We start from the raw sequence: 15,191 nt of genomic DNA, 5'->3' as shown, positions 1-15,191 counted from the left end.
GGAAGTGATAATCCTCCAAAAATGTTTAACAATAAAAACAGTAACCATGAAATTTAATTTTTTAAGAAAATCAAATAACGTAGTAATGAATTACGAAGGTGCAAAAGCTTACAAAATGACACCTGCAGAAGAACTATACAGTGCTGTTGTTACAACAGGATTATCAAACGCAACTTATGAAAAAGGAAATGAAAGATTGGCGAGAATCCAGTCTCTGATTCAGAAAAATGACCCTGAATTCGTTGCAAAACTGGCGGTTTATGCGAGAAAAGAGATGTATTTGCGTTCAATTCCATTGGTTTTGACGACTGAATTAGCAAAACAAACTTCGGGTACTGACTTGATAAGTAAAACCGTTGACGGAGTTATCCAAAGAGCTGATGAAATCACAGAATTACTGGCGTATTACCAATTGGCAAATGAAAGAACAGAAACTAAAAAGTTGAATAAACTTTCAAAGCAAATTCAAAAAGGTTTGGTGAAATCTTTCAACAAATTTGATGAATATCAATTTGCAAAATACAACAGAAAAGCAGAAGTGACTTTGAAGGATGCTTTGTTCTTGGTTCACCCAAAAGCAAAAGATGAAAACCAACAGACAATTTTCAACAAGATCGTCAACGACTCGTTGGAAACTCCCTATACTTGGGAAGTTGAACTTTCAATGTTGGGTCAGACAAAATTTGCCGATGACGCTGAAAGAACATTAGCCTTCAAAAATAAATGGGAAGAATTGATCTTCAGCAACAAATTAGGTTATATGGCAACATTACGAAACCTTAGAAATATTTTGGAAGCCAAAGTTTCTTCTGATGCAATGTACAAAGTGTGCAACTATTTGTCAGATGAAAAAGCGGTAAGAAACTCAAAACAATTGCCATTCAGATTTTTGGCGGCGTATAGAGAATTGAAAACAATCGATTCACCATATTTGTCATCAATCTTGGAAGCATTGGAAGATGCGGTGATGGTAAGTGCAAAAAACATCAAAGGTTTTGGCTTCGAAACTTCGGTAGTGATCGCAGCAGACGTTTCGGGTTCAATGCAACAGCCAATTTCTCCGAAATCTAAAATTTTGTTGTACGATATTGGTCTGTTAATGTCGATGATGTTGCAGTCGCAGTGCAAAAACGTGATTACAGGTATGTTTGGTGACCGTTGGAAAAGAGTTCCGATGCCGAAAAACGGTATCTTGAGAAACGTAGATGCATTCTATAAAAGAGAAGGTGAAGTGGGTTATTCCACAAACGGTCACCTTGTGCTTGAGGATTTAATCAACAAGCGAGAAATTGTTGACAAAATTATGTTGTTTACCGATACTCAAATGTGGGATACCGGTGGATTTACAAACGCTTTCGAAAACTCGTGGAACCGATACAAAAAGATCAATCCGAATGCAAAATTGTATCTGTTTGATTTGGCAGGTTACGGAAAACCACCGTTGGATGTCAGAAAAAATGATGTCTATCTTATCGCAGGTTGGTCCGACAAAATTTTCGATGTATTGAATGCTTTGGAAGACCGAAGATCTGCGGTAGAAATGATTAAAAAAGTAGTGCTGTAAAAGGCACTGCTTTAATTAGGGTAAATTATAAGTGATAAATGATGAGTGATTTTTATACTGAATATTACTGTAATTTAGGAGCTTGATCCCGCTTTCCACTATATCTTTTTCGCCAGCGCTTTTTTCAAGCCATTTCAGAAAAAGGATGCCGTTGTAATCGGGGCTAGGATTTAGTCATTTATTGACACATTCTGAAATAATAGTAAAGTTTGTCATTCAGAGCGAAACGCAGTGAAGTGAAGAATCTCAATTAATATTTTTAGTGATTGCTTCGTCGCTTCGCTCCTCGCAATGACAAAAAAAAGAATAGTGTAAAACCAACCAAGGAAGTATAAATTGTTATTCGGTTTTAATTTAAAATATCAATCATGGAAAATATTTTCTGTAAAATTGAAAAAGATTTAAAAGAAGGAAGGAAGAAAAAAGCCTGTGACAGATTAAGAAATCTGATCAATGAATTTCCTGATGATATTTCGCTGAGGGAAAAATTGGGACAGATTTATTATGATTCAGGATTTAAAGATGAAGCCGGAAAGTTTTGGATTTTGTCCGAAACTCAGAACTTTGAAATGAGAGAAGCTGTTGAAATATACAGAAATACATTCAGTAATTCCGGAAATGCTATTTTAAAGGATATAGTTTTTCGTGGGGATAAAAATCAACTTTCAGATTATTCAAAGACAATTTTAAAAGATTTGGAATCGGATAGTTTAAAGAAAATAAAACGGATTCCGGATTTTAAACCAAAGAATAGAGAAAAAGGAAATTATACAGAATCTAAAAGTAGTTTTTTAAGTACAGTTGGGTTTTACCTTTTTATTGGCGGACTTATTTTACTTCCAATTTTAGGAATTTTTAAACTTTTTGAATTAATAATTTTATTATTTCAAAAATAAATCTCAACTGCGTAAAAAGAATGCGCATTAACGCAATAATTTTGCTATAACAAAACAACAACTATGAATAACTATAAACAATTTCTTAAAGGTGCATTGTATTGAGGTTAATACTCAATACTAATGAAAAAAAATAAGTCATTAAAGCAAGCTTTCGGAATCAATGAATATGAATTGATTGATTTCCCGAAGAAAATTTCAAATGTACAAGTCTCTAGAATTTTACATGGAGACGAAAGGGGATGTTCTAGATGTTTTCCGCATGGCTTTGAAACAGTAAATTCAAAATGGAGTAAGTTTCAAAGAAATTGGAAAAAATATCGAAAAACTCAATATAAAACTTTAAAAAAGTAAGTGTCGTAAAACAGAATTTCTTCGTTTAAGGGACAGCAATACAGGTTCGAATCCTGTTTCCGAAATTCGGAATGGCGTAATTGGTATCGCTCTGTTAGTAAGTCTCTGTTTGATTTTTTACCTTACTTTAAAACAACCGATGCCGTAAAAAAGAGTTCCTTCTACTTTACATTGAACTCAAAACTCTTTTTCAAAATTGCTCGGTTTTAAAAAATATAAAAAAATCAAGTCGTTTTAGAATCATACTTCGATATTTAATCTTTGGGTCGCGGGTTCGAATCCTGCCTTTTTCTTAAAAACGGAAGAGTAGCTCAGTAGGTAGAGCAAAAGCACTGAAAGATTCTTAATTTTTACCTTGATTTAAAAATAAAGAGTGTCGTAGAAAAGACTTACTTCTTGGTATAATTTTGGTTCGAGTCCAAACGATCTTGAAAAAGATTGGGAAGTCTTTCAATGAGTTACCTCTTTTAAATTCAGTTTAAATAAAGAGTGCCGTAAAGAAAACTTACTTCGGTAAATCTTATGATATTGGTTCAAATCCAGAAAATAAGTGTTAAAACTTATTCGTGGTTTTCTTGCCATTTGCCTCTTTTTAATTAAAAATAAATTACGTGGAAATACCAGTAAATTTTATAGATTTTTTATATTGGATAAGGGAACGAACAGAAAATGTATGGTCAGTTGATGACGAGAGTTTTTACCCCAAAGGATTTTACGGTGCGAAATGGCAACCGCTAAGTGAGGAACAGATTGATTCTATTGAATTAGAATATGCCATCAAATTTACATCAGCACATCGTGAATTCCTGAAAATTCTACATGCAATTGATAAAAAAGAAATTGTCGAATACGAAGAAGATGGCAAAATAATTTCTGAGGAAAGTACTTTCTTTTACAATTGGTTGGAAGATGAAGAAGAAATTTTAAAAACAATGAAAGAACCTTATCAATGGATGTTTGATGATATTGATTCTGTGAATAAAGTTTGGCTAAAATCATGGGGGATAAAACCAAAATCTGCTGAAAAAAGAAAAGAAATTTTTGATAAATGGTTTTCTAATGTACCAAGTTTATTACCGTTGACGGGTAGTGTATTTGTTGTAAGTGATGAAAATCTTGAGTGGCAACCAATTCTTTCTGTTAGAGGTTCTGATATTTTGATAATGGGATGGGATTTTAGAACGGGTTTATTAAATGAAATTAGAAATCATCTTGATATTTATATTGATATTTTTGATGAAGAAGACCAAATGTTTTATCCTGAATTATTGCCAGAAGTGCAAGAGATTTTTGATGAAAATATAATGTATAATAAAACAAAAGACGTTCCTTACCTCAAAGAAATGATGCTTTATTGGTCTTCCGGATGGAGTGGTTTTGGACTAAATTATTTTCCAGAAGGAACAAGAGGGCATCCTATCACAAAAACGTTTATTGCTGAAGAAGAAATTTAAAAATAAAAAACAAGTGCCGTAGAATAGTGTTACTTCGATTATCACGACGGGGACGCGGGTTCGAGTCCCGTCTCTTCCACCAATAAAACACAATTTCTATTGGGAGAGTAGCTCAGTTGGTTAGAGCACGACACACTTTTTGACTGTCGCCTTGTTTAAAAAAAATAAAAGTGTCGTAGAGAAAAGATACTTCGTCTCACTCATGGGGAGGAATAGCGAAGTCGGTAACTCCGGCAAGGCTATCCGGTTCGACTCCGGCTTGACATGCCCCGCATTCTTTTCTTGATTTTTACCTTTTATTATTTTTATTAATTATTCAAATCCTTTCCAAATTCGGGAAGGATTTTTTTATTTGGAAAATAATATTTTGTATTTTTATCTTTATTTTGTGAAATAAAATTAGAAGGTTTATATCTTTGCTATAAGCAGTTTAAAGAAATGTAATATAAGTTTTTTATAAAAAGGCTGTAACCAAATTGAAACATTTATTGTCTTCTGTATATCATTTAATAACTAAAATTACATCACCATGATAAGATTAACTTTAAAACTTTTTCTATTTCTCTTTTTTATTATTTTTTCTAAAATATCAGGTCAGCTTTATCAGGTTTTTCAGGTGGTCAATGTTGAAAAATATCAGGGTAAGAATTTTATTCTTGAAGGAAAAATATTTTACAACAGTGATATAAGTAATAATTCATGGATGGTATTAAGTGCTTTGTTTCTGGACGGAAAAGGAACAGGAATGAAAGGCATGATTCATAGCGATGATGCACAGATTTATTATAAAAAAGGAGAATGGAGTCCATATGAACTTAAGGGAAAAATTATTAAAAACGCAAAAGGAATCGCTGTAGGAATTTCTGTTGCGGGTAAAGGAAGTTATTACCTTGATGATTTTAAATTGTTCATTTTGGAAGGCAAAAATAAGATAGAAGTTCCTTTAAAAAACGGTGGTTTTGAAGATGCATCTTTGATGCCTTGGCAATCTTACTCTAAAGATGAAGGTTCTAAAATGTCAATTTCAACTGCTAAATCTTTATCAGGGAAACAGTCTTTGCTTATTGATAATTCATCTGCTGTCGTTACACCTGGTTTCGGTAATAATAAAGAAATCGGAAAGTTGATGGATGTAAATGGTGTGAAATTATACTATGAAGTGTATGGACAAGGCGAACCGCTTTTGTTGATCCACGGAAATAACAGTTCGATGGCAAGTTTTAATAATCAGCTCGAAGTTTTAAGCAAAAAATATCAGGTAATTGGTTTAGACAGTCGCGGTCAGGGAAATTCAACTTCAAACGATACAAAGCTAACTTATGAATTAATGGCGGATGATGTGAATGTTTTTTTAGATCAAATGAATCTTAAAAATGTAAACGTCTTAGGCTGGAGCGACGGTGGAAACATTGCGGTCATTTTAGGGATGGAACATCCTGATAAAGTCAAGAAAATGGCAATTATGGGAACGGTTTTGTACAATAACAAAACTTCTGTAGATCCTAAAATCAATAAAATTCTCAATCAACAGGTGAAAGAAATGAAAGCAAATGGCATTTTAGAAAATGATATGAACTATCGCCTTAAGATGCTCCTTCTTACAGAGCCGAACATCGATCCAGCCGAATTGAAAAAAATACAGGCGCCGACTTTGGTGATGGCGGGAGAACATGATGTGATGCCTGAAAAACACACCAAACTTATTGCAGATAAAATTCCGAACGGTAAAATGCTTATTTTTAAAGGCGGAGATCATGAAGCTCCCCAGAATATGCCTGAGAAATTTAATAAAGCTGTTTTAGATTTTTTTGAAAAAATATAAAAGTTGTTCTCGCAAGATTGCTAATTAAAACTAAAAAAATAATAACTATGGAAAATAAAAAAGGAGGAACATTTTTCTTCGCTATCATCGCCATTATTGTAGGAGGTGCATTATGGAAACAAATTGATTTTAGAACCATGACAGTCGACAAGACGGCATTGAGTATTGTCTATCTTTGCACTTTTCTATTTTCTGTTTTCTTTTTAATCAGAAGTCTCAGGCATCGAGGTCAGAAATAAAAGAAAAGAATATTAGATTTTATTTCCCTCTTTTTTCCAAAATCTCAATCCTTTCCAAAATACTGGAGAGGATATTTTTTTGCTCAAAAGAAAGATAGCCGGAAATTTTATACACTTCTTTTTTATGATAATCTTCTTTTGCAATCGAAGAAAGGTATTTCAAATTTCCTTTTTCCAAAAATAATAGCGTTTCAGGGTTTTGCTTTAAGATATTAGATTTTATTAAAAACAAGAAGTCTCCTAGGTTGTAATTTGATAAAAGCAATGTACTTTCTGTAAATTCATAGATTAAATCAATATTTGCTAACGCTTTTTGCAGTGAGTTATATTTAATATTATTATCAATGTTATTTTCTTGATAAGGTAAATCAGAATTGAAAGATAATTGGAATTTTTCTAAATTTTCCGGTTTATTTAAATCATCAATAGTTAAAGGAACCGTTAAGAATTTATCTAAATCCAAATTAAAGTAATGTACAACAGTGAGTAGGGTGGATATTTTAGGTTCGGATCTTCCTTCTTCATAAGCGCCTATAACACCTCTGGTTAAATCAAATAAATCTGCGAATGCTTGTTGACTTAAACCTTTTGCCTGTCTTATTGTTTTAATATTAGCTCCGAAAAAACTCATATGTTCTAATCTTTTTTGCAAATGTAATATTAATTTTAAGTATTTTGCTAATAATATTTGCAATTTGATTAAATTTTATTATATTTGTGTACAATCAGTCAAAATTAAGTAAATAAGTTAAGTTTTTAGATTGTAATGCTTTAAATGTTTTATTTAAATTGGTATTTGTTGTGAATTGATTAATTTTAAAAAAAACGCATATGACCTATCATGAATTTTTAACTACAGCTTTTTCGCCGGTCAATACAGTTTTGAGCGTGCTGCTGATTTTGTCTGTGATTTATTGGCTTTTTACGATCATCACAGGTTTGGATATTGATGTTGGGATTGATGCCGATCTTGATGCAGATATAGACAGTCCGGATGGGCATATTCATGTTCCGGATGATGCTTCTGGCTGGCTTCAGTTTTTGAAGTTTCTGAATCTCGATATTGTGCCGATTACCTATTTTCTCACATTGTCGCTTTTGTTAACATGGTTGGGTTCATTTTATATCGAAGCATTTTTATCTTTAGGATTGTGGGTTTCTGCTTTGCTTGTGATTCCTATATTTTTAGTAAGCATGTTGTTGACTAAATTAATTTTAAAACCTTTGAATCCTTTCTTCAGAGAAATTAATCATAAAGGTGAAGTTTCTCACGATTTTCTTGGCAGACAAGGAAGAATGAAATCAACAATTCACGGAGCTAAAACCGGAATGCTTGAAGTTTTTATAGGAAATGACCCCATGATTTTGATGGTGAGAAGTAAAGATGGAGAGGTGATTAATCATGGAACGGTTGTGTATATTGTAGATGAAGATCGGGAGAAAAGAATTTATTATGTGGCAGAAGAAATAAAATTTTAAACTATGAAATAATGATTGCTTTTTTTATGATACTTTTTATTAAAATTTTAGACTGTTTTCTTTAAAAATTAAAAGTATTAACTCATGATGAAATTTTGTTTATCCGTCCCTAAAGGATGCGAAGTTTCTTAAGAATCTGAAATTACTCCCTTTAGGGTTGGGGAAATGATTTTGATGATTTAAATAAATTAAAAACACATTAAAATAAATAAACTATAAAAATATGAATACACCTTTGATTGTTGGGATTGTTGTCGTTGTGGTAGCATCGCTCGGATTGATTTTCTGGATTTTATCAATGTATAAAAAAACCGTTCAGGGAATCGTTATTTTAAGAACCGGTTATGGAGGAACGAAAGTTTTCTTCAATGCAGGGATTGTAATTCCAGTTATTCACCGCATGGAATCGATGGATATTTCCGTGAAAAAACTGGAAATTGCCCGAGAAGGAAGAGCAGGATTAATTTGTAAAGATAATATGAGAGCCGATATTCAGGTGGCTTTCTTTATCAGAGTTAATAAATCGGCGGATGATATTGTGAATGTGGGTCAGACGATTGGTTGTCAGAGAGCTTCTGATATCAATACGTTGAGGGAATTATTTGAAGCTAAATTTTCTGAAGCCTTGAAAACCGTAGGTAAAAAGTTTGAATTCATTGAATTGTATGAAGCAAGAAGTGAATTCCGTCAGGAAATTTTAGATATTATCGGAACAGATTTGAATGGTTATGTTTTAGATGACTGTGCGATTGATTATTTAGAACAGACAAAAATCGAGAATTTAGATAAAGATAATATTTTAGATTCAGAAGGGATTAAAAAAATTACTGAATTAACGGCTAATCAAAATATTAAAGCCAATCAGGTTCGTAGAGATGAAGAAAAAATTATTACGAAACAAAATGTTGAGGCTCGTGAAGCTATTTTAGAACTGGAAAAACAATTGGCTGAAAAAGAAGAATCTCAAAAAAGAGAAGTTGCTAATATTAAATCCCGAGAAAATGCTGAGATTTTAAAAGTAACTGAAGAAGAACGTTTAAAATATGAAACTGTTCGAATTGCAACCGAAGAAAAACTTCAAATCGCCGAGGAAAATAAACAAAGACAAGTTGTTATAGCTGCGAAAAATAAAGAACGTGCCGATTTGGTAGAAACCGAAAGAGTGCAGAAAGACCAAATGTTGGAAGCAACGGAAAGAGAAAGAATTGTTTCTTTGGCTCAGATTGAAAAGGAGAAAGCAATCGAATTGGAGAAGAAAAATATTCAGGATGCGATCCGCGAGCGTTTGACGATGGAGAAAACTGTAGTTGAAGAGCAGCAGGGAATTAAAGATCTGGAAGCTTTCAAAACAGCAGACAGAATGAAACAGGTGGAAATTACTTTGGCAACTCAGGAAGCTGAAAAGAAATTAATCCAGGAAACCAGAGCAGCAGAATCGAGAAGATTATCTGCAGAAAAAGATGCTCAAAAATACGTCATCGAAGCTCAGGCAAAACGTGACGGAGCAGAAAAAGAAGCTGAAGCTCGTAAAATTATTGCTGATGCAAAAGCGAAGGAAGAAGCAACCGTTGGTTTATCTGAAGCTCAGGTTCTTCATGCAAAAGCTGATGCAGCCGAAAGACAGGGAATCGTAGAATCGATTGTTATCGAGAAAAAAGCGGAAGCAGAGAGAAAAGAAGGTATTGCACAGGCTGAAGTTATTAAAGAAAAAGCATTTGCAGAAGCAGCCGGAATTACCGAAAAAGCCGAAGCAATGAAAAAACTAAACGATGCAGGAAAAGAGCACGAAGAATTCCGATTGACTTTGGCGAAAGAAAAAGAAGTGGAATTGGCGCAAATCTCAATTCAGAAAGATATTGCTCAAGCTCAGGCTGGCGTTCTTGCGGAAGCATTCAAATCTGCAAAAATTGACATCGTTGGTGGTGATAATACGTTCTTTGATAATGTGATTCGTCAGGTTTCTGCAGGAAAAGGTTTAGATAAATTCATCGGTCACAGTGAAAATGCAACTTTGGTAAAAGAAAACTTACTGGGTGATGGTGAAAACATCATCGGCAAAGTAGTGGGAATGGTTGAAAAATACAATGTATCCTCAGAAGATATCAAAAATATGAGTATTGCAAGCCTTATCTTCAAACTGAACGGTGTTGCCAATCAGCAGGAAAGAGGTCTCCTAGAAAGAGCAATGGATATGGCTAAAAATCTTGGCATCGACCAAAAACCAATCAGATAACTAAATGAATTTTCTGATAGAGTCCCAAAGGGACGATTTAACAAAGGATAGGATAAAATCCTATCTATAAAATTAATTAAAAACTCTCATTGTGTGATTTTCAATGATGCTTTGAGAGTTTTTTTCAATATGAATTTTAAAAATTTAATCATTAAGAATTATTAAGGTGTTAAGTTCAGAAAATCACTAGATTTTTATAAGCGTCAACCTTAAAGCGAAGCTAAACTTAAAGACTCTTAATTACTTAATAAGCCTTAATGATTAAAAAAATAAATGTTTTTAACAGTATGATGGTAGTCTAAAGTCTAGCATCTAACATCTAATATCTAAAATATGTCAGAACAATTAAATTCAGGGACATACGAAATAATTCAGAACCGTTTGAATGAGCAAAAAAATGATCTCATTCAAAGGCTTCAGAAGCTTAATGAAAACCGTAAAGAAATTTTCGGTGGTGTAGATTTTTCACTTATTGCCAACGAAAGAATTTCTACGGAGCACAACTGCGTGGCCAAAGATATTTTCTCACTGAAAGATATTTTGATCTTTGGTTCTAATGCGCATTTGGGTTTACAGACGGAGATCAATATCACTGATGTTTTTTCAATATATAAAATTAATAACGATCGTTTTGAACCGCAGGACTCTTCTTTAATTGGAGATGAAGTTTTTATCGACGAGTTCAAAAACCTCTATAAATATTACAGAAATACTTTTTTTGCACGCTTTCATTTTACCGAAAACTATCTGTATATGGTTTTTCAGTTATCTGAAAGTACTTCCGATATCAAAGCTTTTAAATGGCTGATTAAAGAAGATAAGTTGGTTTATATTGATTCTCGAAGTGCTTCGGAGGTGACTTATCCGCCACAACATGGTTTCGCATGGACGAAAGCAACGAGAGATATGCAGCGAAGTGGAAAATTTCCGCACGTTTCTTTGGCTGATAAAGTTTTTGTAGAGTCGATTGGCGGTGACATCACGATAAAAATTGAAGACAATACCGATAGCGGAAAAGGAATTTATTCTGAAGATGTTATTCATAAAGATCAGAACCTCGACGATGCCGAAATTCATTTTTGTGATCTTGATAATCTGGTTTTATTTAAAATTAAACCTTATCAGGAATCTGAGCGTTATTTTATTTATAATCATAAAGAAAAAATAGTTTCAAGAGTTGATACTTTGAAGTATTCGGCAGTTTTGCTTCCGGAAAATCAGGGGGTGCTTTTCTCAAACGGTTATGCTTTGCAGACGGGAGGTTTAAAGGTGATTTCTCAGGATCAGAATCGACTTCATTATCTGAAAACGATTCCGGAGCCGAATGGTGAAAATTTCATGTATGTTTTTTATGATGATAAAACCAACAATTATCAGCTGATTTCGTACAATATCATTACACAAACTATCGAGACACCGATTCGTTGCAGCGGTTTTTCTATTTTAAATGATGGAAGATTAATTTATCTCAGAGAAACTCTTGAGACTACCAAACATCATTTAGCTCAGATTTGGCAGACTCCATATTCGAAAGAATTATTACCGAATACCGAAAAATCGGATACGCTTCTTTATAAAATCGGGAATAAAGATATTGTAAGGGTGATGGCGGAAAGCCAGGAGCTGATCACGCTTTTAAATAAAAAAGATTCTTACAGCGGACTGTACGACGATATTGTCAAGCTTTCCACTACTATTTTGGATGCCTATTATTTCCTTGGTGATGATGAGGTTGAAAATCTCGATCAGCCTTTAAAGGAAATCAGGAATATCGCTCATTCTGCTATTAATGAATATGAAAAGGTTGTCGAGCAGAAAAAAAATACTTCTGAAGCAGTTGAAAAAATCAAAGCAGCAGTTGATAAGATTTTAGACGATACCAAAAGAATCAACTATTCTCAACTGACGGAGTATATTGATATGCTTTCGCAAATCAGAGCTTTGCGCGGGGAAATTATCGGAGCAAGAGATCTGAAATATGTTGATGTTGCTATTCTTGATTCTTTAGAAAAATCACTTTCAGAGCGTTCAGAAGAACTTTCAAATGCCTGTGTGAATTTCCTGCTTCAGGAAGATTCTTTGTTGCCTTATCAAAACAGAGCGCAGCAGATTTCTGAAAATATCATCAATTTACAGAAAGCAATCGATGCTAAAACCATTGAGGAAGAAATCAATAATTTATCTGGACAGCTTGAGCTTTTGGTGGATATTGTCAATAATTTAAAAATTGAAGACACTTCACAATCTACGCAGATTATTGAAAATATTTCGGTGATTTTTGCAAGATTAAATCAGGAAAGATTAGAGCTTTCAAAACGTAAAAGAGAAATTTCAGGTAAAGAATTATCTGCAGATTTTCAGGCGCAAATGACGTTGTTTGATCAATCAGTGATTAACTTTCTTGAATTGTCTCAAACTCCGGAAAAATGTGATGAATATTTAACCAAACTTTCCATCCAGTTGGAGGAAATGGAAACAAAATTTGTTGATTTTGATGAATTTATCGAGAAAATTGGCGAAAAAAGAGAAGAGGTTTACGGTCATTTTCAGAATAAAAGAGTTCAGTTAACAGAATTCCGAAACAAACGTACGCAGAGTTTATACGATTCTGCACAACGAATTTTAAAATCTGTTCAGACAAAATCTGAGTCTTTTGATTCTGAAAACGAAATCCACGGCTATTTTGCAACTGATTTAATGGTTGAAAAAATCAGAGATATTTCCCGACAGTTGATGGATTTTGAGGATTCTGCAAAAGCGGAAGAAATTCAGACTTTATTGAAAACTTCTCAGCAGGAAGCGGTCAGAAAGCTTAAGGATAAAAAAGAAATCTATGCCGACGGTGACAATGTGATTGCTTTAGGTGATTACAAATTTGCTGTAAACCGTCAGAAATTAGATCTTACTTTGGTGTTGAGAAATGCGCAGTATTATTATCATTTGACAGGAACCGGATTTTATGAGCCATTGAATTTTGAAACCATTTCAGATTATAAAGAAGTCTGGAATCAGGAATATATTTCTGAAAATTCTAATGTAAAACGTTTCGAATATTTAGCGTGGAATGTTTTTTCACTGAATAAAAATATCAATACAGAAGACCTGAACCGAAATGCTATTCAGCAGTTTATGACGGAGCATTTTGGGGAAGGTTTGGTGAAAGGAATTCACGATGAAGATGCATTGACGATAGTTTCAAAACTTCAGCAAATGCATAATGAATTGGGGTTGATGCAGTTTACTCCGAAAGAACGGGCTTTAGCGCAATTATTATGGTATTTTCTGAATGAAGAAAAAAAAGAGTATTATCAGAAACAGTTTGACGCTGCAGCATTGGTTTCAAAATCATTTACGACGGATAGGGGTTTTCAGTATCTTAATGATGAATTATCGAGTGAAATAAAATCATTTGCTTTGGCTAATCATCTTTTTGCTGAGGTAAATTGTCTGAATGCTGCACTTTATTTAAGAAAAGAAAACAAATCTGCCTTTTTAGTTTCAGAAAAAGCAGGTTTATTATATGAATCATTTTTAAAAGATCTCAAAGAAAAAGGGAAAGACCTCGAATTTATCGATCAGCTCGATGTGTTGAAAAAGTATCCAGCTGCTTGTTTTTCTATTGCTGAAAGTGCTTTGAATGCCTTTTTATTTAATTCAGAACTCAATTTTGAAGATGATATTAAAAAAGAAACGGCTGTGTTTTTTGTAACGCAGCATTTCGATGCTAAAAATATCCTTCATATCGCTTATGAAACGATTCTTAAAGGTTTGAAATCTTTAGAAAAAGATCTTGACTATAGTTTAAATTATTATGAATTTACAGCTCGCCTAACTCATTTCAATGGAGTGGTTGTTCCAAAATACAAACAGCTTCAGGAATTGAAAGCAAAATGGGTGAATGATAAAAAGAAAAGTCTGAAAATTGATACTTTCAAATCTCAGGTTTTAAGTTCATTTGTACGAAACAGATTGATTAATGATGTTTACTTTCCGTTGATTGGAGCCAATTTGGCTAAACAATTAGGAACAGTAGGAAATGATAAACGTACCGACAGAATGGGAATGTTGCTCCTCGTTTCGCCTCCTGGTTACGGAAAAACTACGTTGATGGAATATATGGCAGATCGAATGGGATTGGTTTTCATGAAGATCAATGGCCCGTCAATTGGTCATGATATTGTTTCCACAGATCCGAGCGAAGCAAAAAATGCAGGAGCAAAACAGGAACTTGAAAAGTTGAATTTAGCTTTAGAAATGGGTGATAATGTGATGTTGTATCTTGATGATATTCAGCATTGTAATCCTGAGTTTTTGCAGAAATTTATTTCTTTGGCAGACGGACAGCGAAAGATTGAAGGGATTTACAATGGTGAAAGTAAAACCTATGATTTAAGGTCAAAGCGATTCTGTTTGGTGATGGCCGGAAATCCTTACACTGAAAGCGGTGAGAAATTCAAAATTCCTGATATGTTGGCAAACCGTTCCGATACTTATAATTTAGGCGAAATTTCAGGCAATAAAACTGAGTTGTTTGATTTAAGTTTGATTGAAAATTCACTAATGTCAAATGATTATCTTACCCGATTGACTCAGTTTGGAATGGAAGATCTGTATCATTTGTATGACAGTGTTCAGTCCAATTCTCCGAATGTAGATTTGGCAGGAAATTTTAGTTCAAACGAAATTTCAGATTTTAGAAAGGTACTCGAAAACATCTTGAAAGTAAGAAATATTGTTTTGAAAGTCAATAAACAATACATTACTTCTGCAGCGATGTCTGATGATTATCGTAACGAACCATCTTTCAAACTACAGGGTTCTTACCGAAATATGAATAAACTCATTACACAGATTCAGCCGATTTTAAAAGAGGAAGAAGTACTGCAGATTGTTTTAAATCATTACCAAAATGAATCTCAAACATTAACAACCGGAGCAGAAGCGAATATGCTTAAATTGAAGGAATTGATGAATATACTTTCGGAAGATGAAAATTCGCGTTGGCAAGAAATTAAAAAAACTTTTGTAAAGAATAAAGCAATAAAAGGTTTAGGTGAAAATGACCGAATGATGCAGGTGATTGCATTATTAGCTCAATTCAGCGAAGGTCTCGATGGAATAAAAGATGTTTTAAATAAAAATTGAAAAGG

At 33.5% G+C, this 15,191-nt stretch carries 10 protein-coding genes; 9 read left to right on the top strand and 1 reads right to left on the bottom strand.

Going from position 1 to position 15,191, the window contains the following annotated elements:
- Positions 1-46 precede the first annotated feature (46 nt).
- The 6 genes from AB671_RS08940 to AB671_RS08915 all read left to right on the top strand — a co-directional run bounded on the left by AB671_RS08940 (position 47) and on the right by AB671_RS08915 (position 6,329).
- Positions 47-1,564: a TROVE domain-containing protein gene (locus tag AB671_RS08940; protein WP_066680357.1), complete on the top strand. Its 1,518-nt coding sequence runs from the start codon at positions 47-49 to the stop codon at positions 1,562-1,564.
- A gap of 368 nt (positions 1,565-1,932) precedes the next feature.
- A complete protein-coding gene (locus tag AB671_RS08935; RefSeq protein WP_066680355.1) occupies positions 1,933-2,460 on the top strand; it encodes a DUF6584 family protein in 528 nt (175 codons plus the stop codon).
- 123 nt (positions 2,461-2,583) lie between these two features.
- Positions 2,584-2,814 (top strand): phosphate ABC transporter substrate-binding protein, encoded by a 231-nt coding sequence (locus AB671_RS08930; RefSeq protein WP_066680353.1) that lies wholly within the window; start codon positions 2,584-2,586, stop codon positions 2,812-2,814.
- A 611-nt stretch (positions 2,815-3,425) separates the two neighbouring features.
- Complete coding sequence (locus tag AB671_RS08925) at positions 3,426-4,268, top strand: hypothetical protein (protein WP_066680348.1); 843 nt, start codon at positions 3,426-3,428, stop codon at positions 4,266-4,268.
- Between the two features lie 529 nt (positions 4,269-4,797).
- A complete protein-coding gene (locus tag AB671_RS08920; RefSeq protein WP_066680346.1) occupies positions 4,798-6,090 on the top strand; it encodes an alpha/beta fold hydrolase in 1,293 nt (430 codons plus the stop codon).
- A gap of 47 nt (positions 6,091-6,137) precedes the next feature.
- Entirely contained in the window at positions 6,138-6,329 is a 192-nt protein-coding gene (locus tag AB671_RS08915) for a hypothetical protein (RefSeq protein WP_066680366.1), read from the top strand.
- A 19-nt stretch (positions 6,330-6,348) separates the two neighbouring features.
- On the opposite strand, the gene AB671_RS08910 is transcribed toward AB671_RS08915, so the two are convergent.
- Positions 6,349-7,023, bottom strand: a complete 675-nt coding sequence (locus tag AB671_RS08910; protein WP_228390980.1) for a helix-turn-helix domain-containing protein — start codon at positions 7,021-7,023, stop codon at positions 6,349-6,351.
- A 137-nt stretch (positions 7,024-7,160) separates the two neighbouring features.
- Here AB671_RS08910 and AB671_RS08905 point away from each other — a divergent pair, with 137 nt between their 5' ends.
- From AB671_RS08905 to AB671_RS08895, 3 genes are all read left to right on the top strand, one after another.
- On the top strand, positions 7,161-7,808 hold the full coding sequence (locus AB671_RS08905; protein ID WP_066680342.1) for a hypothetical protein: 648 nt from the start codon (positions 7,161-7,163) through the stop codon (positions 7,806-7,808).
- Positions 7,809-8,031: 223 nt separating this feature from the next.
- Positions 8,032-10,041, top strand: coding sequence for a flotillin family protein (locus AB671_RS08900; protein WP_066680340.1), 2,010 nt, complete (start codon positions 8,032-8,034; stop codon positions 10,039-10,041).
- Between the two features lie 333 nt (positions 10,042-10,374).
- Positions 10,375-15,186 carry a DNA repair ATPase gene (locus AB671_RS08895; RefSeq protein ID WP_066680338.1) on the top strand — a complete coding sequence of 1,604 codons (4,812 nt, stop codon included), beginning with the start codon at positions 10,375-10,377 and terminating at the stop codon, positions 15,184-15,186.
- Positions 15,187-15,191 lie beyond the last annotated feature (5 nt).

It is taken from the genome of Chryseobacterium sp. BGARF1 (genome assembly GCF_001677955.1).
GTDB lineage: Bacteria > Bacteroidota > Bacteroidia > Flavobacteriales > Weeksellaceae > Chryseobacterium.
Note: the sequence above shows the minus strand (reverse complement) of the source record. Positions and strands in the feature narration are given on the sequence as shown.

What these genes read in the sequence shown, in the direction of transcription:
- AB671_RS08940 (WP_066680357.1), top strand. Translation starts at nt 47, where the DNA reads ATGAAATTTAATTTTTTAAGAAAATCAAATAACGTAGTAATGAATTAC.
- AB671_RS08935 (WP_066680355.1), top strand. Translation starts at nt 1,933, where the DNA reads ATGGAAAATATTTTCTGTAAAATTGAAAAAGATTTAAAAGAAGGAAGG.
- AB671_RS08930 (WP_066680353.1), top strand. Translation starts at nt 2,584, where the DNA reads ATGAAAAAAAATAAGTCATTAAAGCAAGCTTTCGGAATCAATGAATAT.
- AB671_RS08920 (WP_066680346.1), top strand. Translation starts at nt 4,798, where the DNA reads ATGATAAGATTAACTTTAAAACTTTTTCTATTTCTCTTTTTTATTATT.
- AB671_RS08915 (WP_066680366.1), top strand. Translation starts at nt 6,138, where the DNA reads ATGGAAAATAAAAAAGGAGGAACATTTTTCTTCGCTATCATCGCCATT.
- AB671_RS08905 (WP_066680342.1), top strand. Translation starts at nt 7,161, where the DNA reads ATGACCTATCATGAATTTTTAACTACAGCTTTTTCGCCGGTCAATACA.
- AB671_RS08900 (WP_066680340.1), top strand. Translation starts at nt 8,032, where the DNA reads ATGAATACACCTTTGATTGTTGGGATTGTTGTCGTTGTGGTAGCATCG.
- AB671_RS08895 (WP_066680338.1), top strand. Translation starts at nt 10,375, where the DNA reads ATGTCAGAACAATTAAATTCAGGGACATACGAAATAATTCAGAACCGT.